The 22,240-nt window shown below is 66.7% G+C and carries 23 protein-coding genes; 18 read left to right on the plus strand and 5 right to left on the minus strand.

Annotated features, from left to right (window positions below):
• Positions 1-71 precede the first annotated feature (71 nt).
• The 7 genes from FGS76_RS11680 (at position 72) to FGS76_RS11710 (ending at position 6,453) form a co-directional block, all read left to right on the plus strand.
• The gene (locus FGS76_RS11680; RefSeq protein ID WP_138772823.1) at positions 72-803 is read left to right on the plus strand and encodes an SURF1 family protein; all 732 of its coding nucleotides are present in this window, start codon (positions 72-74) and stop codon (positions 801-803) included.
• A 6-nt stretch (positions 804-809) separates the two neighbouring features.
• A complete protein-coding gene (locus tag FGS76_RS11685; RefSeq protein WP_138772824.1) occupies positions 810-1,421 on the plus strand; it encodes an SCO family protein in 612 nt (203 codons plus the stop codon).
• Between the two features lie 33 nt (positions 1,422-1,454).
• Entirely contained in the window at positions 1,455-2,525 is a 1,071-nt protein-coding gene (locus tag FGS76_RS11690) for a COX15/CtaA family protein (protein ID WP_205717250.1), read from the plus strand.
• Positions 2,526-2,579: 54 nt separating this feature from the next.
• Positions 2,580-3,500 (plus strand): heme o synthase, encoded by a 921-nt coding sequence (gene cyoE / locus FGS76_RS11695; RefSeq protein WP_138772930.1) that lies wholly within the window; start codon positions 2,580-2,582, stop codon positions 3,498-3,500.
• Between the two features lie 89 nt (positions 3,501-3,589).
• On the plus strand, positions 3,590-4,177 hold the full coding sequence (locus tag FGS76_RS11700; protein ID WP_138772825.1) for a LemA family protein: 588 nt from the start codon (positions 3,590-3,592) through the stop codon (positions 4,175-4,177).
• 11 nt (positions 4,178-4,188) lie between these two features.
• Entirely contained in the window at positions 4,189-5,976 is a 1,788-nt protein-coding gene (locus FGS76_RS11705) for a M48 family metalloprotease (RefSeq protein WP_138772826.1), read from the plus strand.
• 84 nt (positions 5,977-6,060) lie between these two features.
• On the plus strand, positions 6,061-6,453 hold the full coding sequence (locus FGS76_RS11710) for a hypothetical protein (RefSeq protein WP_138772827.1): 393 nt from the start codon (positions 6,061-6,063) through the stop codon (positions 6,451-6,453).
• On the opposite strand, the gene FGS76_RS11715 is transcribed toward FGS76_RS11710, so the two are convergent.
• Positions 6,399-7,484, minus strand: a complete 1,086-nt coding sequence (locus FGS76_RS11715) for a GNAT family N-acetyltransferase (protein WP_138772828.1) — start codon at positions 7,482-7,484, stop codon at positions 6,399-6,401. The genes FGS76_RS11710 and FGS76_RS11715 overlap by 55 nt on opposite strands.
• Before the next feature lie 205 nt (positions 7,485-7,689).
• Here FGS76_RS11715 and FGS76_RS11720 point away from each other — a divergent pair, with 205 nt between their 5' ends.
• A complete protein-coding gene (locus FGS76_RS11720; RefSeq protein ID WP_138772829.1) occupies positions 7,690-8,292 on the plus strand; it encodes a cold shock domain-containing protein in 603 nt (200 codons plus the stop codon).
• Complete coding sequence (locus FGS76_RS11725) at positions 8,289-9,809, plus strand: sodium:solute symporter family protein (RefSeq protein WP_138772830.1); 1,521 nt, start codon at positions 8,289-8,291, stop codon at positions 9,807-9,809. The genes FGS76_RS11720 and FGS76_RS11725 overlap by 4 nt, the downstream gene beginning before the upstream one ends.
• Here FGS76_RS11725 and FGS76_RS11730 read toward each other — a convergent pair whose 3' ends face one another.
• Both FGS76_RS11730 and FGS76_RS11735 read right to left on the minus strand, forming a co-directional pair.
• The gene (locus FGS76_RS11730; protein ID WP_138772831.1) at positions 9,810-10,436 is read right to left on the minus strand and encodes a hypothetical protein; all 627 of its coding nucleotides are present in this window, start codon (positions 10,434-10,436) and stop codon (positions 9,810-9,812) included.
• Complete coding sequence (locus FGS76_RS11735; RefSeq protein ID WP_240692519.1) at positions 10,433-11,734, minus strand: sialidase family protein; 1,302 nt, start codon at positions 11,732-11,734, stop codon at positions 10,433-10,435. The genes FGS76_RS11730 and FGS76_RS11735 overlap by 4 nt, the downstream gene beginning before the upstream one ends.
• A gap of 209 nt (positions 11,735-11,943) precedes the next feature.
• On the opposite strand from FGS76_RS11735, the gene FGS76_RS11740 reads away from it, so the two are divergent.
• The 7 genes from FGS76_RS11740 (at position 11,944) to FGS76_RS11770 (ending at position 17,858) form a co-directional block, all read left to right on the plus strand.
• Positions 11,944-12,675 carry an START domain-containing protein gene (locus tag FGS76_RS11740; RefSeq protein WP_138772832.1) on the plus strand — a complete coding sequence of 244 codons (732 nt, stop codon included), beginning with the start codon at positions 11,944-11,946 and terminating at the stop codon, positions 12,673-12,675.
• Between the two features lie 103 nt (positions 12,676-12,778).
• A complete protein-coding gene (locus FGS76_RS11745) occupies positions 12,779-13,519 on the plus strand; it encodes a lysophospholipid acyltransferase family protein (RefSeq protein WP_138772833.1) in 741 nt (246 codons plus the stop codon).
• Between the two features lie 105 nt (positions 13,520-13,624).
• Positions 13,625-14,458, plus strand: coding sequence for an SDR family NAD(P)-dependent oxidoreductase (locus FGS76_RS11750; protein ID WP_138772834.1), 834 nt, complete (start codon positions 13,625-13,627; stop codon positions 14,456-14,458).
• 20 nt (positions 14,459-14,478) lie between these two features.
• Complete coding sequence (locus tag FGS76_RS11755) at positions 14,479-15,060, plus strand: DUF938 domain-containing protein (RefSeq protein ID WP_138772835.1); 582 nt, start codon at positions 14,479-14,481, stop codon at positions 15,058-15,060.
• A gap of 130 nt (positions 15,061-15,190) precedes the next feature.
• Positions 15,191-16,414, plus strand: coding sequence for an ATP-dependent RNA helicase RhlB (gene rhlB / locus FGS76_RS11760; RefSeq protein ID WP_138772836.1), 1,224 nt, complete (start codon positions 15,191-15,193; stop codon positions 16,412-16,414).
• Positions 16,415-16,425: 11 nt separating this feature from the next.
• Positions 16,426-16,752 (plus strand): thiosulfate sulfurtransferase GlpE, encoded by a 327-nt coding sequence (glpE, locus tag FGS76_RS11765; RefSeq protein ID WP_138772837.1) that lies wholly within the window; start codon positions 16,426-16,428, stop codon positions 16,750-16,752.
• A 95-nt stretch (positions 16,753-16,847) separates the two neighbouring features.
• Positions 16,848-17,858, plus strand: a complete 1,011-nt coding sequence (locus FGS76_RS11770; protein ID WP_138772838.1) for a hypothetical protein — start codon at positions 16,848-16,850, stop codon at positions 17,856-17,858.
• Between the two features lie 306 nt (positions 17,859-18,164).
• Here the strand turns inward: FGS76_RS11770 and FGS76_RS11775 are convergent, their stop codons facing one another.
• Positions 18,165-19,622, minus strand: coding sequence for a PhoH family protein (locus FGS76_RS11775; protein ID WP_138772839.1), 1,458 nt, complete (start codon positions 19,620-19,622; stop codon positions 18,165-18,167).
• A 249-nt stretch (positions 19,623-19,871) separates the two neighbouring features.
• On the opposite strand from FGS76_RS11775, the gene FGS76_RS11780 reads away from it, so the two are divergent.
• On the plus strand, positions 19,872-20,375 hold the full coding sequence (locus FGS76_RS11780) for a methyltransferase family protein (RefSeq protein ID WP_240692520.1): 504 nt from the start codon (positions 19,872-19,874) through the stop codon (positions 20,373-20,375).
• Here the strand turns inward: FGS76_RS11780 and FGS76_RS11785 are convergent.
• A complete protein-coding gene (locus FGS76_RS11785; protein ID WP_138772840.1) occupies positions 20,275-20,985 on the minus strand; it encodes a C40 family peptidase in 711 nt (236 codons plus the stop codon). The two genes, FGS76_RS11780 and FGS76_RS11785, sit on opposite strands and share 101 nt — an antisense overlap.
• A 167-nt stretch (positions 20,986-21,152) precedes the next feature.
• On the opposite strand from FGS76_RS11785, the gene FGS76_RS11790 reads away from it, so the two are divergent.
• Positions 21,153-22,193, plus strand: coding sequence for a M14 family zinc carboxypeptidase (locus FGS76_RS11790; RefSeq protein WP_138772841.1), 1,041 nt, complete (start codon positions 21,153-21,155; stop codon positions 22,191-22,193).
• The last annotated feature ends 47 nt before the right edge of the window (positions 22,194-22,240 follow it).

Below are 22,240 nucleotides of genomic sequence, written 5' to 3' on the forward strand. Positions count from 1 at the left end.
ATTGCCTCGACGTGCGAACCCGGTCGGGTACAATACGCGCCCATTGTAGCCGCCACCCCAGCGAGTGAAAGATGAATAGGCGCTTTTCCCCCCTAGGCCTGCTGCTCACCCTCACGGTGGTCGCGGCGTGCCTGAGCCTGTCCTGGTGGCAATGGCAGCGGGCCGGTGAAAAGCGTGCCTGGCTGGCCGACCAGACCGCCAAGGCCCAGGCCGCGCCGGTGAGCCTGGACCAGGCGCTGGGCCGCGACGACCGCCAGCACCTGCCGGTGCGGGTGCGCGGCACCGTCGACAACGACCACCCGGTGCTGCTCGACAACCGCACCTACCAGGGCGTGGCCGGCTACTACCTGCTCAGCCCGCTGCACGCCGACGATGGCCGCTGGGTGCTGGTGAACCGGGGCTGGCTGCCCCGGGGCGCCGACCGCGCCCGGCTGCCGGACGTGGCCCCGATATCCGGCCCGGTGACCGTTACCGGGCAGGTGTATGAACCCGACACCCGCGCCCTGGTGCTGAAAAGCACGCCCCTGGCGGAGCACCAATGGCCATTGCGGGTGCAAAAGGTGGATTTTGCAGCCATCGGGCGCCGACTTGGGGTAGAATTGGCGCCCTTCGAGATTCGGGTGCCGCCCGAACAGTCCCTGGGTGACGCCCCCGTGCTGCCAAGGCCCTGGCAGGACATCACGGCGGCGATCAGCCCGGAACGCCACCAGGCCTATGCGCTGCAGTGGCTGGGGCTGGGGCTGGCCGCCCTGATCATGTACCTGGTCGCCCGATTCCGCCGGCGCCCCCGACCGGATCACTGAAACATCATGTCGCCACGTCTCAAAAACCGACTGACCCTGTTGGCCATCGTCAGCCCCTTTGTCCTGTTCTTTATCGCCGGGCGCTATTTCGTCGACCCCTGGTCGCTGCCCCGGCAGAACCAGGGCCAGTTGCTCATTCCCCATGTGCAGCTCGAGGCCCTGGACCTGCGCGACAGCGACGGCGAACCCTACGACGACGCCGACACCAGCGGACGCTGGAGCCTGATGTACGTGGCCGGCGCCGACTGCGACCGGGCCTGCAAGAACGGCCTTTATTACCAGGTGCGCCAGGTGCAGCGCACCCTGGGCGAGAACATGGATCGGCTGCGCCGGGTGGTGGTACTCACCGCGCCGGCGTCCGACGATCTGCGCGGCTTCCTGGACGATCAGGTGGCCGGCATGGTGGAAACGCACGGCGATGCCGGCACCGTGAAAGCGGCGCTGGCGCCGGCCTATGAAGAAACCGGCGGGGACGCGCTGGGCGATATATTCGTGGTCAGCCCGGACGGGCAGATCTTTCTGCGCTACCCCACCCACGAGGACATGGACGCCACCCTGGAGGAGGCGGAAAACATCCGCCTGGATCTTGAACGTACCTTGAAGGGCTCGCTGATCTGAAGCGGCGCCCGCTATCCCTACAGGTTTCGACACATGCATCCCGAACCCCGGCAACCTCTCACTTCCTCGCAACTGTGGCTGCGCCGCGTGGCCGTGCTGGCGCTGATCCTGGCCGCCGGCGTGATCATTCTCGGCGCCTGGACCCGGCTCTCCGACGCCGGCCTGGGCTGCCCGGACTGGCCCGGCTGCTATGGCCACCTGGACGTGCGCAAGGCCATTGAGCACGTCAATGAACAGAACGCCACCAGCCCCGGCCAGCTGCGCGAAGCGCACAAGACCGTGCCGGAGATGGTGCACCGCTATTTCGCCTCCACCCTGGGCCTGCTGATCCTGATCATCGCCGCCCTCAGCCTGGTCAACCGCAAGCGCGAGAAGCAGCCGGTGAAGCTGCCCCTGTTCCTGGTGGCGCTGGTGATTTTCCAGGGCCTGCTGGGCATGTGGACGGTGACCATGGGCCTGCAGCCCACCATCGTCATGTTGCATCTGCTGGGCGGCTTCACCACCCTCACCCTGCTGGCGCTGCTCACCGCCCGCCTGTATCGCTGGCCGCGCTTTCTCAACGATTGCGATGTGCGCAGCCTCAGAACCCTGGGCGGCCTGGCGCTGGTCGCGGTGGTGTTGCAGATCGCCCTGGGCGGCTGGACCACCGCCAACTACGCCGCCGTGGTGTGCACCGAGCTGCCGGTCTGCGAGGACGGCTGGGTGGACCACATCAACTTCGAGGACGCCTTCGTCTTCTGGGGCCATGAGCACGACCGGCCGGACTACGAGTTCGGCGTGCTGCAGAACGACGCCCGCACCACCATCCATGTGATGCACCGCTTCGGCGCCCTGCTGGTCACGGTGATGGTGTTGCTGCTGGTGGCCCGTATTCTGACCCGGGCCCGCAGCCGGTTCTTCCGCAATTTCGGCCTGGTGATCCTGGGCCTTCTGGCCGTGCAGATCAGCCTGGGCATCAGTAACGTGGTGTTCTCGGTGCCGTTGTGGGTGGCGGTATCGCACAACTTCGTGGCCGTGCTTCTGTTGATATCGCTGGTACTCTTTATCCGCGCCATCAACGTAAAATGCGCGGCCCGCCACCCGCGCCCGGACGGGCAGCCCTGAGGGGCACCGAGAACAGGTCGAGAGGGAGTCACCATGAGCGCGAACGATAAGGCAATGGGCGCCAATCAGCCCGAGCAGCACAGCCGCCCCGCCGCCGGCTGGCGGGACTATCTGGCGCTGACCAAGCCCGGCGTGGTGATGCTACTGATGGTCACCGCCGTGGCCGGCATGTTCCTGGCCACCGATCCACCGGGCATGGTGCCCCTGCACATCTTTATCCCCGCCTTCGTGGGGCTGTCCCTGGCGATGATGGCGTCGGCGGCGATCAACCAGATCATGGACCAGAAGATCGACGCCATCATGAAGCGCACCGAGAAGCGCCCGCTGGTGGCCGGGGTGATCTCCCCGAAGGCGGCGGTGGCGTTCGCCGTGGCCCTGGCGCTGGCCTCCATGGCCATGCTCTATTTCCTGGTCAATCCGCTGACCGCCGGCCTGACCCTGTTCGGCTTCGTCGGCTACGCCTTCGTCTATACCCTCTATTTGAAGCGCGCCACGCCGCAGAACATCGTGATCGGCGGCATCGCCGGCGCCATTCCGCCGCTGCTCGGCTGGGCGGCGGTGACCAATTCCCTGGACCCCTATGCCTGGCTGCTGGTGCTGATCATCTTCGTATGGACGCCGCCGCACTTCTGGGCGCTGGCGATCCACCGCGCCGATGAATACGCCAAGGCGGACGTGCCGATGCTGCCGGTGACCCACGGCATCCCCTTTACCCGGGAATCGGTGCTCTACTACACCATTCTGCTGTTCATCTGTTCGCTGCTGCCCTACCTGACCGGCATGAGCGGGCTGATCTATCTGGTCAGCGCGGTGATCCTCAGCGGTATTTTCCTGGTGCACGCCATCCGTCTGCGTTTCAGCCAGGACCCGAAACTGCCGATGAAAACGTTCGGCTACTCCATTGTTTACCTGTTCGTGTTGTTCACCGCCCTGCTGGTGGACCACTACCTGCCACTGCACCCACTGCAATCGTGACACGGTCGCCATCACGCCAATAGCCAGAACCTCTCGCTTGCAGTAACGTTATGCACGGTCATAACAACTCGGCAGGGAGAGGGGGAAAGATGGGGACCTGGCTGTTCTTCGCCGTGATACTGGCGGGGCTGATTTATCTGGTGGTGATCTACAACCGCCTGGTCAGCCTTCGCAACCGTTTAAAGAACGCTTTCGCGCAAATCGACGTGCAGCTGCAGCGCCGCCACGACCTGATTCCCAACCTGGTGACCACCGCCAAGGCCTACCTGGAGCATGAACGGGAGACCCTGACCCGGGTCACCGAGGCGCGCAATCAGGCCGAGGGCGCCCGCCGCGAAGCCGCCGCCGAACCGGACGACGGCGCCGCCGTGGGCCGCCTGGGCCGGGCGGAATCGATCCTCTCCGGCAGCCTGTCCCGGCTACTGGCGGTGAGCGAGAACTACCCGGACCTGAAGGCCGACCAGACCATGCAGGCGCTGACCGAGGAACTGACCGCCACCGAGAACCGCATCGGCTTCGCCCGGCAAGCCTTCAACGACGCGGTGATGAGATACAACACCTACCGGGAGCAGTTCCCCAATAACGCGGTCAGCGGCCTGTTCGGTCCCTTCAAGGAAGCCTCCTTGCTGGATATCGAGAACCCGGAAGCGCGCCGGGCGGTCAACGTCTCGTTCTGACCCTCCCCGCCATGGACTTCTTCGATCATCAGGCGCAGGCAAGGCGGCGCTCCGCGCTGCTGGTGTTCTATTTCCTGTGCGCGCTGGGGGCGGTGGCCGCCGCCGTGGACCTCTGCGCCTGGCTGGTCAGCCGCTGGCTGTTCCCCGGGCCGTCCCTGGGCCAATGGCTGACCAGTAACATCGGCCTGGCGGTCACCGCCACCACCCTGGCGGTGCTGGTGGGCGGCTCCCTGCGCAAAGCCTGGCAGCTGCGCGAAGGCGGCCCGGCCCTGGCCCGCCTGCTGCACGCCCATGAGCTGCCCGCCAACCCCCGCGACCCGGCCCAGCGCCGGCTGCTCAACGTGGTCGAGGAGATCAGCATCGCCGCCGGCACCTTGCCGCCGCGCATCTTCGTGCTGCCCGACGAGGGCGGCATCAATGCCCTGGTGGCCGGGCTGACGCCCTCCACCACCGTGCTGGTGGTCACCCGGGGCGCCCTGGAACGGCTCGACCGGGACGAGCTGCAGGGCGTGGTGGCCCATGAGTTCAGCCATATCCTGAACGCGGATATGCGCCTGAATCTGCGCCTGCTGGCCGCCCTGGCCGGGGTGCTGGCGATCGGTAAGGTGGGCGAATTCATGCTGCACGGCGCCGCCGGCGAGGGGCGCCGGCGGGGCCTGCCGCTGTTCGCCCTGGGCGGTCTGGTGCTGATGGTGATCGGCTACGCCGGCCTGTTCTTCGGGCGCCTGATCAAAGCCGCCATCGCCCGCCAGCGGGAACGGCTGGCCGATGCCAGCGCGGTGCAGTTCACCCGCCAGCCGGCGGGCCTGGCCGGCGCCCTGATCAAGATCCGTGACCACGGCTCCCACCTGCGCAGCCTGCACGCGGAAGACCTGAGCCATATGGCCTTCGCCGACACCCTGGCAATCCGCTGGCGGCGTCTGCTGGCCAGCCATCCCAGCCTCGACCAGCGTCTGCTGGCACTGGGGCCGGACTGGCCGGCGCGGGCCCGGGTGCGCGGCCGGCGGCAGCAACGGCCGGCCGGCCACCGGCCCGGCGCGTCCCACCAGGTGGGACAGCTTGACCGGGCCAATCTGGGCTATGCCCGCTCGCTGCTGGCCAGCATTCCCGAGGATTTGCGGCGGGCGCTGCACACCCAGGAGGGCGCCGAGTGCGTGCTGTACGCCCTGGTGCTGGGCCCGGTGGAGCCGCCGCCGGCGTTGCGCGCCGGCCGCCGGCGGGCGCTGGTGGAACAGGTGCGCGCCCAGGGCACCCGGCTGCGCCTGCCGCTGCTGGACCTGGCGGTGGCCACCCTGCGCCAGGCGCCGGAGCGGCGACGGCCGGTGATCATCGCCCAGTTGCAGGCGATCACCCGCCATCGGGGCGGGGATGACCTGCTGTGCCGGGCCCTGGCGGCCATCGCCCGGCAGGCGCTGACGCCCGCCCCCCGGGCGCTGCCGGGCATGGAGATCCGGCGTCTGAGCGCGGTGGCCAATGAAATCCAGGTGGTGTTCTCACTGCTGGCCTGGGCCGGCGATTCCGTCCGCACCACCGCCCTGGACGCCTTCCTGCGCGCCACCCACGGGCTGCTGCCGCCGGGCCGCCTGCTGCTGCCGCCGAACAACTGCAGCCCGGCCCGGCTGCGCACCGCCGTGGACCGGCTCAACCGCCTTACCCCGCTGTTGAAGGCACCGCTGATCGACGCCGCCGCCGACCTGGTGCTCGCCGATGGCCGGGTGCAGGTGGCCGAGGCGGAGCTGCTGCGGGCCCTGTGCGCGCTGCTGGACTGTCCCATGCCGCCGCTCTTCCGGACCCGCTGAGCAATATTTGACCAGGCACTTTTTTGTGATACTGTTCACAAAATATTCGGGGAATCAATCATCGGGGTGAGGGGAAACCACGCGATGCAACTGTCCAAAATCAGTCACCGCAATACCTGGCAGGCGGTATGCGAATGTACCCACCTGGTTCGCAAGGGCGTGCTCGACCCCGCCCTGACCGCCTGGTTGGCCGCCCGGGGAGTGGCCGTCAACGACAGCGTGTTCGCCCTGGTGTGCCGCTGCGACGAGCGCATGTACACCGGCACCCTGGTGGACGGCGGCGGGCGGGTATTGGAGTACCTGGTGAACCTGGACGACAGCAGCGACGACACCCTGGACGACGTGACCGCCGCCCTGGGCCCGAAATGCCCGACCCACCCCCGTACCGATCCCCGCGACCCGGTGACCATGGCGCTGATGATTCAGCGCGGGCTGGCGCCGTCGGCGGAACCGCTGCCGGAACCGGCCATCGCCTGATCCGCCCGGAACGGCAACAGGGTGCGCGCCTCATCCCGGTAGGCCAGCACCTGGCGCGCCTCGCGCTGGCAGAAATCCGCCACCGCGTCATGAAACGCCGGCTCCGCCAGCCAGTGCAGCGAATAGGTCAGCACCGGCTCGAAGCCGCGCAGAATCTTGTGCTCGCCCTGCACCCCCGGGTCGAACTCCCGCAGACCCCGTTCGATGGCGAACTCGATACCCTGGTAGTAACAGACCTCGAAATGCAGGCCGTCGTACTCCCGCACCGCCCCCCAATAGCGGCCGTACAGTGCCCCCTGGTCGAACAGGTAGAGCCCCGCCGCCACCGGCTCCTCGCCGTGGCGGGCCAGCACCAGCAGCAGCTGGTCGCCCAGTTCCGCCGCCAGCCGGTGAAAGAACGCCTCGCCAAGGTAGGGCAACTGGCCGCGCACCAGATAGGTGTTGGCGTAGCACTGGTAAAAGAACCGCCAGCTGTCCGGGCCGATGTCGGCGCCGGTGAGCCGTTCCACGGTGAGCCCCTGCTCCGCCACCCGCCGGCGCTCCCGGCGCACGCTCTTGCGTTTACGGGAATTGAAGGTGGCCAGAAAGGCTTCGAAGTCTTGGTAGCCCCGGTTGAACCAGCGGAAATGGCAGGCCTGGCGCTCGATCAGCGGCAGCTCCGCCAGGGCCTCCCGGGCGGGGCGGTCCGGGAACAGCAGATGCCAGCCACTGGCGCCCTGCTCCCGGGCCCGCTCGCGCACCTGCCGCCACAGCTCGTCGGCCCGCCATTCACCGCGCCAGCGGGGCCCCACCACCGGGGTAAACGGAATGGCGGTGACCAGCTTGGGGTAATAGGGCAGCCCGTGGCGTTGGTAGGCATCGGCCCAGGCGAAGTCGAACACATACTCGCCCCGGGAGCCGTCGCGGGCATAGAGCGGCAAAAAAGCGTCGCCGTGGCGCAGGTGGCAGGGGCTCCAACCGCGCGCCGGGGTGGCGGCACCGGTGGCCTCCAGCGCGCCCAGAAAGGCGTCGGTGAGAAAGGGAAAGCGCATGCCCGCATGATACTGGCCGTGGGGCGCGGCGGCGAGCGCCACGGGGCATGAGATTGCGCCGCCGCTTGGTTACAATGCGCGGCGATAAGCAGAGAGGCGCCTTACTACAGCCTCCGGTATCCACGGATATGAGTCTTCCGACAGAGGGCCCCTTTTGACCCGGGCCCCACCACACATTTGCTTCGAAAAAAGGTACGCCGATTCCATGAAAGTCTCCAAACCCTTGGCGGCCGTGTACGCTCTGGCCGTCCTGTTACTGGCGTTGCCCGGCGCCGGGTTGCTGTTCGCCCCCGATTCCTTCGTGCTGTTCGCCCATGGCGGCGAGCAGGTGCTGGTGATCTCCCCGCTGCTGTCGCAACAGACCGGCCTGGGCCTGCTGCTGGCGGCGGCGGTCAATCTGGTGTGTCTGGCCGGCGGCCCCACCCGCCGGCCGTTGCACGCGGCGGTTCTGGTGTACCTGGCCGGTCTGGTGGCCAGCCACGGTGACGCCGCTTTCGGTGCCGCCGCCTGGCTGTGGGTTCCGGTGCTGCTGTACGCCCTGGCCCTGCTGCCCTGGGGTCGTCTGCCCGCGCCCCGGATGCCGGCCGCGGCGGGCAACGACGGTCGCCGCCGGGGCGAGGTGAAATGGTTCAATCCCAAGAAGGGATTCGGCTTTATCCTGGCCGACAATGGCGAGGAAGTGTTCGTCCATTTCAAGGCGGTGCGCGACGGTGGCCGCCGCAGTCTGCGGGCGGGCACGCCGGTGCGCTTCGTGACCCGGCATTCGGAACGGGGTGAACAGGCCGACCAGGTGGAAATTCTGGAATGACCCTGGCGCCCCTGGACTGGGCGGTGCTGCTCGCCTACCTGGCCGTGATTCTGCTGATCGGCTTCGGGTTCGCGCGCCGCAACACCAGTACCGAGGAGTACTTCGTCGGCGGGCGCCGCTTTCGCGGCTGGGTGATCGGCCTGTCCCTGGTGGGCACCTCGATCAGTTCGGTCACCTTTCTGGCCTACCCCGCCGACGCCTTCAAAACCGGCTGGCTGCGTTACCTGCCCAATCTGGCCCTGCCCCTGGCGCTGGTGGTGGCGGCACGGGTGTTTCTGCCGTTCTTCCGGCGCGGCAATATGACCAGCGCCTACGAGTTTCTGGAACTGCGCTTCGGCCCCAGCGTGCGGGTCTACGGGGCGGTGGCCTTTATTGTCGCCCAGCTGGTGCGCCTGGCCATGATCCTGTGGCTGCTGTCGGTGCTGATCCTGCAGCTGGTTGAGGTGTCGCCGACCACGGCGATCATCGCCGCCGGTCTGTTCGTCGGGCTCTATACCGTGATCGGCGGCATCGACGCGGTGATCTGGACCGATGTGCTGCAGACCCTGGTGTTGCTGATCGGCGGCCTGCTGTGCCTGTGGGTGGTGGTGGAAGCGCTGCCCGGCGGACTGGGTCAGGTGTTCCGGGAGGCGGGGGCCGCCGGCAAGTTCGCCCTGGCGGAATGGCGCGACGGCGAGCCCCAACCGGTGCGCTGGGGACTGTCGTTGAGCGAGAAGACCGCCACCATGATGCTGTTTATCGGCCTAACCAACTGGCTCACCGAATACTCCAGCAACCAGAACACGGTGCAGCGCTACTGCGCCTCCCGTTCCACCCGGGAAGCGCGCCGGGGCCTGTGGGTGTATCTGTTCACCGCGTTGCCGGTGTGGGCGTTCTATATGCTGCTGGGCACCGCCCTGTGGGTGTTCTTCCAGCACCATCCGGACCCGATGGCCAGCGCGGTGCTGGCCGGCACCGAGAAAGCGGAGACCATCCTGCCCTGGTTCATCACCGAGTACCTGCCCGCCGGCGTGGCCGGTCTGGTGGTGGCGGCGGCCCTGGCGGCGGCCATGAGTTCGCTGGATTCCAGCATCAACTCGGTGACCACGGTGTCCATCGTCGACCTCTACCGGCGCCATCTGCGCACCGGCCTGGACGACCGCCACTATCTGCGCGTGGCCCGCTACGTGGCCACCGCCGTCACCGCGCTGATGATTCTCGGCGCCCTCTGGCTCAACGGTGCCCACACCCACACCCTGCAGGACACCTCCACCATCCTGGTGTCGCTGTTCGGCGGCGGCATGCTGGGGCTGTATCTGCTCGGGTTTCTGAGCCGGCGCGGTGACGGCCGGGCGGCCTGGTGGGGGATTGTCGCCACCCTGCTGTTCACCTCCTGGACGGTGCTCACCAATAAGGGGGCGCTGCCGGCGGCGCTGAGCGCGCCGTTCGATCTCTATTACACCGGGCTGATCGGCAATCTGGTGATGTTCATGGTGGGCTACGGCGCCGCCCTGCTGTGGCCACGCCGCCGGGTCTGATCAGCGCTCGACGATGCCCGCCGGCGCCGCCGCCGGGGCCGGGCTTTCCACCGGCACGCGCTGGGCGCGGCGCACCAGCAACCGGTCCCGCACCAGCCAGCCGATGGCCCAGAACACCAGCCAGGGGTCGATCAGGTAATCCCACAGATTGTCGGAGTGCAGCAGATTGGCGCCATAGGCGAGCTGCGCCACCACCAGCACCGCGCAACTGGCGTAGGCCCGGTTCAGCCAGGCGAACAGTCCCACCAGCAGCAGCACCACGCTGAACAGGGTATCACCAAAGCCCAGCGCGTAGGGGTCCGCGTAGCTGGAGCCCAGGCTCATGGGATAGAACCACAGCGCCAGCCCCACCAGCAGCAGACAGACGGCGCGCAGTTCGCGCACCGGCAACCAGTAATGCCCGGTGAGGCGGTGTTGAATGGCCACCAGGGCCAGCAGCCCGGAGGACAGGCTGAAGTGGCTCAAATAGCTGAGCACCCAGCCGGACAGGCCATAGGGAAACGGCAGCAGCGCCGCCACCAGGGTGACCCCGGCCAGCGCCGCCCGGGCCGGCCGTGGCAGGCGCGCGCCCAGGCGCAGGGCCACCGCCATCAGCACCAGCGCGCAAATCAGTTCCGGCACCATCATCCGCTTTCCCCCGGGGTCTCGTCGGCGGGCAGCCAGGCGTGGCGAATGGCGGTCTTGTTCCAGGTGTAGAGGATGTGCACGTCGCCGTTACGGGCCTGCAGCACATAGGGATAGTCGTACTGGAACTCACAGCCGTCCCGGGCGCATTTGTTGTGATCCACCCGGCTGCGCAGCAGGGCCGGGTCCTCGGCGTTCAGCGTGTCGGCCACTTCCTCGTCGATCATGCGCAGAAACGCGGCCTCCTCCACCCGGCCATCGCGCCAGGCCTCCCGGTTGTGGAAAAACAGCCGCTCGGTCCAGGTCTGGCCGCTGTCCTTGCTTTCGTGCACACAGAGATCGTCGCGCTCGTAGGCGTTGCAGTTGGCCACCACCAGCCAGTGCCCGGACGACAGCACCACGCCGCCCACCGCCGCCGACGGATTAGTCAGCTTGGAGCTGTACAGCGGGCTCCAGTCGTTGCCGCCATCGGCGGTATCACTGCGGTACAGGCGGCCCTGATCGTCCTCGCTTTCGTTGCGCAGCAGGGCGGTGGCGCGCTTCGGCCCGTCCACCAGGATCAGCGGCTGGATCGCCTTGCGGCCGTGGCCGATGCGTTCCTTGTCGACGATATGATTGTTGCGGTCCAGGCGCAGGATTTCGCCGAACTTGCCCACCATCTCGTGGTAGACCGGCAGGCCGACGGTGCCGTCCTGATAATGAATCGGCGGGGTCTTCACCAGGGTGCTGATATTCAGGAAGGGACTGGCGGTGAGCGCTTCGTCGAAGGTCCAGGTGGCGCCCAGATCATGGGAATCCATCACCACCAGGCGGCTCGCCGCCCAGCCGCCAAAACTCACCGCCACCACGAACAGCCGCATGCGGCCGTCGTCATCGAGCACCGGCACCGCGTTGCCCAGCTTGCGCACATGGCGGCCCCACTGGCGGCGGATCTGCTCGCGGGTCACCACCCGCTCCTCGTCGCTCCATTGGGAACGGCGCGGGTCAAACACCGCGGAGTGGATGCCCACATCCTCGGCCCCCTCGGCGGTGCCGGCGAACCAGAAGGCACGCAGCCGGCCATCGGGCAGCTCCACCATGGAAGCGGCGTGCACCAGGGGCGTTTCCGCATCGGAGGCGAACCGCATCTGCCAGCGGCCGTCCAGATTGTCGTGGCTGTTCACGAAATGGGTGCGGAAGGCGGGCCGGTCGACCCGATCCTCATGTTCCGGCAGCGTCACCACGAAGGCCGCCACCACCATGCCCCCTACCAGCCAATGCAGCCACCGATGCGTCCATCGGAGCGGGAAACGCTTGGTCATACACGGCGTCTCATGGTTGCGTTGTCATTGCTTTGTCGATAAGAAGGTTTGTTACTACCAACGAAAGCGCCGAGTCTAACACCGGCGTACTACCTTTACTCCATCATCGGCCGCCCGGCGGGCCTGAAAACCGGACCAACGGCCCAGCCTTGAGCGCATGCTGGGCCTATCATGGCCGCGAAAGCCCTAAGACGTTCGGATTAGACAATATGCAAAAACGCGGCCTCCGATTACCCATGGTGCTGTTGCTGCCTCTGCTGGCCGGCGCCGCCGATGGGGCGAAGCCTCTCCCGGACGACACCAGACGCAACTGGGTGCTGGTCAGTGACCGGCAACAGATCCAGGTATTCCAGCAAGGCGGCGGCGAAAGCGGCTTCGCCATTCATGCCACCACCCGCTTCCCCCTGCCCGACGAATACGCCCTGGTGGCGCTGCTGGATGACTACCCGGCCTACCCGGGCTGGCTGCACTTCGTGACCTCGGTGCAGGCGCTCAAGCCCGCCGAGGACGGCGCCCGTAACCTGCGTCTGGTCACCCGCCTGCCGTGGCCGCTGCACGACCGCGAGGCACTGCTGGAGAGCCGGGTGGTGCAAACGCCCACTCCGCCGCCGGGCCGGGTCACGGTGGCGCTCACCAACCGCCCGGACCTGCTGCCCCCGGACCCGCGCTATGTGCGGGTGCCGCATCTGCGCGGCAGCCTCACCTTCCAACGGGCCGAGCCCGGGCAGGTGCGGGTGGACTACCGGCTGCATCTGGACCCCGGTGGCGCCATCCCGGACTGGCTGGCCCGGCTGCTGCTGCGCGATGCCGCCCATTTCACCCTGCGCCGCCTGGGCGAATCCGTGCGCCAACCCCGCTATCAGGGGCACTACTACAGCAGCCTGGATCTGCGCGGCCCCGGCCGTCCGCCGGGCGTCGAAAACGTAACAAAACCCCAATAACGCCTGTCATATTCGGCCATCTCCGCTAACATAATGTGGCTCACATCTCCCCACCAACCATAAGGGACAGCCCCTTTTCGCCGTCCGGACGGGGTCGACAGGCATGGTGAACGCGCTCTTCTTCGTATATTCCTGGTTCGTTTTCGCGCCCCTGATGCTGGCCGCCACCCTGCTGGCCGGGCTGCTCTGCTTTGTTCTGGTGCCGTTCCTCGGCCCACGCCGGGCCGGCCGTCTCACCGCCGTGCCCTGGTCGCGGCTGGGCCTGCTGCTCAGCGGCGTGCAGGTGCGCTTGCACGGCCTGGAGCATCTCGATCCCAAACAAAGCTATGTGATCGTCGCCAACCACCTCAGCCAGTTCGATATCTGGGTGCTCTACGGGCACCTGAACAAGGACTTCCGCTGGGTCATGAAGCAGGAGCTGCGCAAGGTGCCGGTCATCGGTCCCTGCTGCGCCCTGCTCGGGCACATCTTTATCGACCGTGGCGACTCCCGCGCCGCCCAGGCCAGCCTGGAAAGCGCCAAGGCCCGGCTGGTGGACGGCACCAGTATTCTGTTCTTTCCGGAAGGCACCCGCAGCCGCGACGGCGAACTGCGCCGCTTCAAGAAAGGCGCCTTCCGCATGGCCCGGGATCTGGACCTGCCGCTGCTGCCGGTGACCCTCACCGGCACCCGGGAAATCCTGCCGCCGGACAGCCTGCGCATGCACCCGGGCACCGTGGCCCTGACCCTGCACGCGCCGGTGACCGTGGACGGCGACGACGAGGCGGCCCTGGATCAGGCCGTGGAACGCTGCCGTTCGGCCATTGCCGGGGTCGCCGCCGAAGGTTGCCTGGAGCCGACCTGACACCGCGCCACGGCGTCAGGGTCATCGCTCACCGGATGATTGGCCCCTTTGGAATGTGTGGAATCGCTACACTCCGGCCATTCCATCGCAACGGATGAACTCGCAATGAAAGATTTCAACGATAAGGTGGCCGTGGTCACCGGCGCCGGCTCCGGGATCGGCCGCGCCCTGGCGCAACAGCTGGCCGCCGCCGGCGCCCGCCTGGCCCTCTCCGACATCAACGAAACCGCCCTGCGCGACACCGCCCGCGACCTGGGGCTGGGCAAGGACCGGCTGATCACCGAAGCCTTCGACGTGGCCGACCGGGACGCGGTCTACGCCTTCGCCGAACGGGTGGCCGGCCATTTCGGCGCCGTTCATCTGGTCATCAACAATGCCGGCGTGGCCCTGGGCGCCACCGTGGAAGACGTGAGCTACGAGGACTTCGAATGGCTCATGGGCATCAACTTCTGGGGCGTGGTGTACGGCACCAAGGCATTCCTGCCCCATTTGAAGCGCGCCCAGGAAGGGCATATCGTGAACGTCTCCAGCGTGTTCGGCCTGATCGGCGTGCCCACCCAGTCCGCCTATAACGCCGCCAAGTTCGCGGTGCGCGGTTTCACCGAATCCCTGCGCCAGGAACTGGAAATCGAAGGCGGCCAGGTGTCCTGCACCACCGTTCATCCCGGCGGCATCAAGACCAACATCGCCCGTAACGCGCGCATGGCCGACGGCATGGAGCGCATCACCGGCGATCCGGAAAAGGCCCGCCGGGACTTCGAGAAGATGTTCCGCACCACGCCGGAGGAAGCCGCCCGCACCATCCTCAAGGGAGTGCGCGGCAACAAGCGGCGCGTGCTGATCGGCTCCGATGCGCGCGCCATCGACAGCATGCAACGGCTCATGCCCACCGCGTACCAGCGCATCATGGTGGCCGGCCAGAAGATGGTCAGGAAGTGAGTCCCTGAACAGGACCACCTATGCTCCCCTTTTCCCAGGCGGCGGAAAACAACAAGGGCCCGATTCTTCAGGTCCTGCAAGAGTACCTCACCCGCCCCGGCAACCTGCTGGAAATCGGCGCCGGCACCGGCCAGCACGCCCAGTGGCTGGCGCCACAATTCCCGGAGATCGGCTGGACGCCTTCCGAGCAGCCGGAGAATCTGCAGGCCCTGAACCAGCGCCTGGGCGGCGAGCCCGCCGCCAACCTGCGCCCGGCGATTCCCCTGCGGGTGCAGGACGCCTGGCCGCTGGGGCCCTTTGAGTACATCTTCACCGCCAACACCTTCCACATCATGTCCGCCGAGCAGGTGGCGCTGTGCATCGAGCAGGCCTGTCAGCGCCTGACCGGGCAGGGCCGCTTCCTGGTCTATGGGCCCTTCCACTACCAGGGCCGCCCCACCAGCGACAGCAACCGCCAGTTCGACGAAAGCCTGAAAGCCCGCGACCCGGCCATGGGCATCCGCGATCAGGAATGGGTGGTGGCGCGCTTCGCCGAACACCGCCGCGCCCTGCTCGGCGACCACGCCATGCCCGCCAATAACCGGGTTTTGGTATTCGCGTGAGCCTGCTTTTTATACACTGTCTCCCCTGACCACGCCGCCGACCGGTGGACAACCACCCGGCGGCGCCCGGCGAAGGCCGGCCGAAAGAGCCGAATACCGCCGTTTCCGGCTTTCCTAACCGAGCGATTCAATGCAAAACGAGACCACGCAAGACTGGACCCTGGAGCAATTCCAGGTGCCGGAAAAAGAGGGGGAAACCCGGTTTCATGATTTCGACCTGGAACCGGCATTGATGCGCGGCATCGCCGACGCGGGCTTTCAATACTGCACGCCGATTCAGGCCACCGTTCTCAAGCACACCCTGGCCGGCGCCGACGCCATTGGCCGCGCCCAGACCGGCACCGGCAAGACCGCCGCCTTCCTGATCACCATGATCAATGATCTGCTGCGCAATCCGATCACCGTGCAGCGCTTCGCCGGCGAACCCCGGGCGCTGATCGTGGCGCCCACCCGGGAACTGGCCATGCAGATCGAAAAGGACGCCAAACAATTGTCCGCCCACACCGACCTGCAGGTGATGAGCGTGGTCGGTGGCATGAACTTCAACCGCCAGCAGGAACGCCTGCAAACCCGGCTGATCGATATTCTGGTGGCCACCCCGGGGCGGCTGCTGGATTTCGCCAAGCGCCGTGACCTGTGGCTGGACCGGGTGGAATCCCTGGTGCTGGACGAAGCGGACCGGATGCTGGACATGGGTTTTATCCCGGACGTGAAACGCATCGTGCGCATGACGCCGCAGAGCCGCTACCGGCAAACCCAGCTGTTCTCCGCCACCTTCAACGACGATGTCATGGCGCTCTCCCAGCGCTGGACCGAGGACGCCGCGGTGGTCGAGATCGAGCCCACCCAGGTGACCACCGAAACCGTCGATCAGAAGGTCTACATCACCGCCACCAACGACAAATTCAACCTGCTCTACAACCTGATCACCATGGAAAACATGGACAAGGTGATCGTGTTCGCCAACCGCCGTGACATTACCCGCCGCCTTAACGACCGGCTGCACAAGAAGGGCCTGAAGGTGTCGCTGATTTCCGGCGACGTGCCGCAGAACCAGCGCATGAAGACCCTGGAGCGGTTCCGGGCCGGTGACCTGCAGGTGCTGATCGCCACCGACGTGGCCGGCCGGGGCATCCATATCGAAGGGGTGTCCCATGTGATCAATTACAACCTGCCGGAAGACCCGGAGGATTACGTGCACCGCATCGGCCGCACCGGCCGTGCCGGCGCCAGCGGCGTGTCGATCAGCTTCGCCTGCGAGGACGACGCCTTTCTGTTGCCGCAGCTGGAAGAAGCCATCGGCATGAAACTCAATTGTGAACACCCGGACGCGACCCTGGTCGCCGACCGGTAACGGAGTTTTTCATGGCGGAACGTATCGGCCCCGAGCAGGGGCTGGAGCTCCTGCAAGCCGGCGGCACCTTGTTTATCGATGTGCGCGACCCGGAAAGCCACCAGCAGGCACGCATTCCCGGCGCCCTGCCCCTCAACCAGGCCGGCCTGGAGGCGTTTCTGGCCACCACCGACCGCGCCCATCCGCTGGTGGTGTACTGCTACCATGGCCATTCCAGCCAGGCGGCCAGCGATTACCTGAATGAACAGGGCTTTCAATCGGTGGTCAGCCTGGACGGCGGCTTTGAATACTGGCGCCAGGCCTACCCGGACCAGGTGGAACCGGGCCCCGCCGGTTAGCGCCAGCGCCCGGCCGGCCCGGCGCGATGGCTGCGCGGTCGGCCCCGCTTTTGCCGCATGATGGCGCCGTTCCCTGAAAAACAATGAGGAAGCGGATGAACGCAGCCGATCTGGCCGACGCGTTACGCGCGGCCCACGTCGCTCACGCCCGTGAGCGTCTGCAGCAAAAAAACTACTGGCAAACGCAGCTGGATGACGGCGTCAAAGCCCTGGGCAAAACCCCCGTGGGCGCCCTGGTGGACGCCGACACCCTGGCCGCCGTGATCGACGACTGGCTCAAGCAGGTGCACACCGTGCGCGGGCTGGAACCGGTGATCCTGCAAGTGGCGGAAGCGGTGCGAAAACGGGCCGCCGACGAACCGGCCACCGTGGGTGAGCTGCTCGAGGAGCAGCATTTCGAGGCGATTCTGGCCCAGGCCCTGCGTCTGAAAAGCCTGCGCGAAAAAGCCATCCATGCCTGCCTCAACCATCCACTGGTCAGCGACATGGTCAGCGAGATGCTCTACACCGGCATCAAGAACTTTCTGCTCGAGGAAAACGCCCTGGCCAAGCTGCCCGGCGTCAGCAGCATGATGAAGCTGGGCCGCAAGAGCGTGGGCCGCGCCATGGGCGGCCTGGAAGACACCATCCGCGATTACCTGCGCAACAATATCCGCGCCACCCTGCGCACCGGTGAACAATGGCTCAATGCCCAGCTCACCGACCGCCGCATCGCCGAACTGGCCCGCGACGGCTACCGCCGGCTGGCGCCGCTGCGCCCCGCCGACGCCATCCGCCAGTCACCGGACGACCTGATGGCGCAAACCGTGCCCCACGCGGTGGTGGTGGCCGACGAAGCCTCCCGCCTGGACTACAGCCGCGCCCTGGTGAACGCCGGCGTCCACGCCGCCGTCCAGGCCCTGCTGGAACAGGACCTGCCCGGCCTGCTCAAGGCCATGGGCACCACCCCGAAACAACGCAGCAAAGTCCTCGCCCCCGCCCTCGCCACCGGCGCCCGGGTACTCGACGAACAGGGCGTGCTCACGCCTTGGATCGAGAATGCTTTGGGGGATTTCTACGACAGTGAGGCTTGTCGGGGGGTTTTGGAGGAGGCTCTCGGGGGATAGCTGCAGGCTTCAAGTTGCAAGCGGCAGGCGGGCCGTGGCACGGAACGGCCAGTTGAAAGTTTAAAGTTAAAAGTTGAAAGGGGCGGGGGCGGGGACGTGTTCCCGCGGCCTTCGGCCGTGAAGTCGGGGAAATACTATTAGAGCTAGGATTTCCTGTTGAGCGCGGGCACGGCCTGGTGGGTGGCGGGGCCGTGTCCGCGTTTTAACTTTTAACTTTTAACTTTCGACTCCGCGTCTATCGCGGCTGAAGCCGCTCCTACAACACCCCCAACCCCGCTGCTGTAGGAGCGGCTTCAGCCGCGATCATCAGAGCCAGGTTTCCGCGTACTCCGCCAGCAACGACCTGGGCACTCCCATCAATTGCACCGAGCCGCCGTGTTCGAAGCCTTTGAAGCGTTCGGTCATGTAGGTGAGGCCGGAGCTGATCGGCGACAGGTAGGGGGTATCGATCTGCGCCAGGTTGCCGAGGCACACCACCTTGGAGCCCTCCCCGGCCCGGGTGATGATCGCCTTCATCTGGTGGGGGGTCAGGTTCTGGCTTTCGTCGATCAGGATCAGGGATTTCTGGAAGCTGCGGCCACGGATGTAGTTGAGCGCCTTGAACTGAATGTTGGCGCGCTCCTTGACGTACTGAATGCTGCCCTGGGGATTCTCGTCGTTGAGGTGCAGCGCCTCGATGTTGTCGTTGATGGCGCCCAGCCAGGGGTCCATCTTTTCTTCCTCGGTGCCCGGCAGAAAGCCGTGCTCCTCGGCCAGCGGCGGCGTGGAGCGGGTGGCGATAATCTTGTTGAAGCGGCGCTGCTCCACGGTCATTTCGATGGCCGCCGCCAGGGCCAGGATTGTTTTGCCGGAGCCGGCGGCGCCGGTCAGGGTGACCAGGTGGATGTCCGGGTCGAGCAGTAAGTGCAGCGCCACCGCCTGCTGGATGTTCATCGGCTTGAGGCCCCAGGCCTCCTGATCCATCAGCGTTTCGGCCTTATGGTGCCGCAGGGTCACCACGCCGTCGCGCACGCTGACGATGCGGCCCACGAAGCCCTGCTCGTCGAGAATGAATTGGTTGGGATAGACCTCTTCGCCGAGGATGTCCCCTACCACCAGGCCGTGGGGCAGATGGTGCAGGGTTTCCGCGCCTTCCTGCACGGTGTCCACCTCGGTGACCTTGTCCCAGAACGAGCCCGGCACTTCGAAGAAACCCCGGGTCAGTTGCTTGATGTCGGAGACCAGCTGGTCGTTCTGGTAGTCCTCCGCGTCGATGCCACAGGCGCGCGCCTTGAGGCGCATGTTGATGTCCTTGGTGACCAGCACGTAGCGGCTGTCCGGGTCGGCCATCTTCATGGCCATCACGTCATTGATGATGCGGTTGTCGTTGACGTGCTCCGGTAGCCCGGTGCCGCCGGCGCCGCCGCGCGGCATCAGCACCGTGAGGGTGCCCTGGTCGGTGCGGCCCCGGTTGATGGGGATACCGGCTTCCACCTCCGCCGGGCTGGCCTGGCCCAGCACCCGGTCGATCTGGCGGATCGCCGCCCGGCAGTCCGAGGCGGTGTGGGATTTACCGGTTTTCAGACGGTCCAGTTCCTCCAGAACGGTCATCGGAATCGCCACCCGGTGCTCCTCGAAGTTGAGCAGCGAGTTGGGATCATGGATCAACACATTGGTATCAAGAACGTAGGTTTTCGGCGTGGCGTCGGGTTGGCCGTGGCGGGCGTTGGACGGTTGGGATTTGGCTGCGGAGACGGAATGCAAAGTGGCCGCGCGCTCTTCCATGCGTTTCCCCTGTTGGTCTGCACCTGGCGGTGCGGTTGGGCGACCGGGGCGAACGTCCCTTGCGGTTTCTCACGAACGGATCAAGCGGATCGCGAGAGTGACGCGCGCTCCTGCCGCCGTGTTTTGCTTACCGGCGGTGGCTGGTCTGGCACAGTTCGGATCGCGATCCCTCCCGCGCGGGCGGGATGTGAATTACCATAACCCAGCTTTTCACAACTGACAACGAGACCGATAACAAGAGAGCCGATCATGTCCCAGGAACCGACCGGCCAGCGGGAGCCAACCCGCGAGCCCGCACCGGAACACCCCGAGGTACGCATGCCGCCGCCGCTGCTGCACCTGGGCGGTCTGCTGATCGGCCATGGCCTGGACCAGGCCCTGGGCTGGACCCTGCCGGACTTCCCCGGCCGCCAGACCCTGGCCACGGTGCTGGCGGTGACCGGCGCGATTCTGGTGGTGGCGGCGCTGCTGCAGCTGGCCCGCCACCGCACCACGGTGATGCCGCACCGGGCCGCCCGGGTGCTGGTCACCGGTGGCGTGTTCCGGCTGAGCCGCAATCCGATCTATCTGTCGTTCGCGCTGTTGCATCTGGCCTGCGCCCTGAGCCTGGCCAGCCCAGGCATGCTGTTGATGCTGCTGGCGGTATTGTGGGTCATGCAAACTCACGTGATCGCCGCGGAAGAAGCGTTTCATGCCCGGCGCTTCGGGGATCAGTGGCTGGACTATCGCCGGCGGGTACGACGCTGGCTGTGAACCGGCCCCATTGGCCGCCGCTTACCGGAGGTTTCAGATATTCGGGCGCCGCCAGCTCGCCGTCGCACAGCCGCAACCTGGGGGAATCGAAATCGCCGGGCACGAAACCGGCCACCCGCGCCTGCCGGGGCAGCCAGCCCAGCCGCCGGTAGATCTCCGCCACCAGCTCCGAACAGAACCAGCCGCGCCGGTCCGGCGGCCGGGTATAGCCGCTCAGCAGGTCCAGGGCATTGCACCAGAGGAAGTTCTTGTAGGGACGGTGCAGCAGGCGCCGCACCAGCCGCGCCACCAGCCGCTGACGGCGGGCGCACAGCGGCGGGCCGAGACGGCGGCGCACCACGATGACCCCGGGGTAGTCACGCAGTTTGTCGGCCAGGGGCACCAGCGCCACCCCGTTCACCGGCCGGCCCAGGTGCAGGTCGGCGGATTCGCTGGTGCCCATGGCTTCAAGCACCAGCGGCCGGTCGTCGCCGGGCAGGCGCACGATCATGGCGATATGGCTCCAGCGGCTGCGGGTGAACAGCCGGATGGTGGCACTGACCAGACCACGGCCGGCGAACAACAGCAGATCACCGGTTTGCAGGGACGAAACGAGCGAAGCAGAGGTCACGACGATACCCACCGAAGAGCCGGGACTCGTCTGGCAGACTGGCCGGCGGCGGTGACAGCGCCCTGACAGTTTGGTCACGCTTGCATGACAGGCCCGCACCGGGAACCACTGTCATAAAACCGTGATCCCGCCGTGCCAGTATGGTGGCAACGATGCCGGTTGCCGCCATGCAAGAACGCCTTTATCTACTGCAACGACACCTTCCCGAATTGCTGCACCTGGACAGTTTGATCCGGCTTGGCGAACGCCATCTCCGGGTCAGCGACGTGCTTACCGTGCACCAGGACCAGGTGCCGTTACCGGTGCGCGTGATCGAGATGGGCAGCCAGTCGCCGGGGGCGCCGGTGATCGGTTTCTTCGGTGGCGTGCACGGGGTGGAACGGATCGGTACCCAGGTGATCCTGTCGCTGCTGCACAGCCTGATTCACCGGCTGCAATGGGACGATCAGATGCACCGGCGGCTGGAGAGCGTGCGCCTGGTGTTCATGCCCATGGTCAACCCGGGCGGCATCTGGCGGCGCACCCGCAGCAACCCCAACGGCGTGGACCTGATGCGCAATGCCCCGGTGGACGCCGATGGCCAGGTATCGTTTCTGGTCGGCGGCCAGCGCCTGAGCCGGCGGCTGCCCTGGTACCGGGGCCGGGCCGGCGCGCCCATGGAGGCGGAGGCCCAGGCGCTGATCCAGGTGGTGCGCGAGCGGCTGCTCAATGCGCCGGTTTCCCTGAGCCTGGACTGCCACAGCGGCTTCGGCCGCCGCGACCGGATCTGGTGCTGCTATGCGCGCACCCACAAACCCATTGAGCATCTCGCCGAGGTGTTCCGGCTCAAGCAGCTGTTGGAAAACACCTACCCGCACCATCATCCCTACCTGATCGAACCCCAGTCGCTGAATTACACCACCCACGGCGACCTCTGGGATTATCTGTACGACCAGGCCCTGGAGCAGCACCCGGAGCGCACCTTCCTGCCGCTCACCCTGGAAATGGGGTCCTGGCTGTGGGTGCGTAAAAACCCCCGCCAGATGCTGGATTTCTTCGGTTACTTCAACCCGATCATCGGCCACCGCCACGACCGGGTATTACGCCAGCATCTGCCGCTGTGTGATTTTCTGATCGCCGCCACCGCCAACGCCGGCAACTGGCTGCCCACCGGCGAGCGCCGCCGCGCCCTGGCGCGGGACGCGGTCCGGCATTGGTTCGAAGAATAACCTCCCTACCCGCTGGTGGCTTTGCTCAATCCGGCTGGTGGCTTGCC

Origin of the sequence: Alloalcanivorax gelatiniphagus (genome assembly GCF_005938655.1) — a bacterium.
Classification (GTDB): Bacteria; Pseudomonadota; Gammaproteobacteria; order Pseudomonadales; family Alcanivoracaceae; genus Alloalcanivorax; species Alloalcanivorax gelatiniphagus.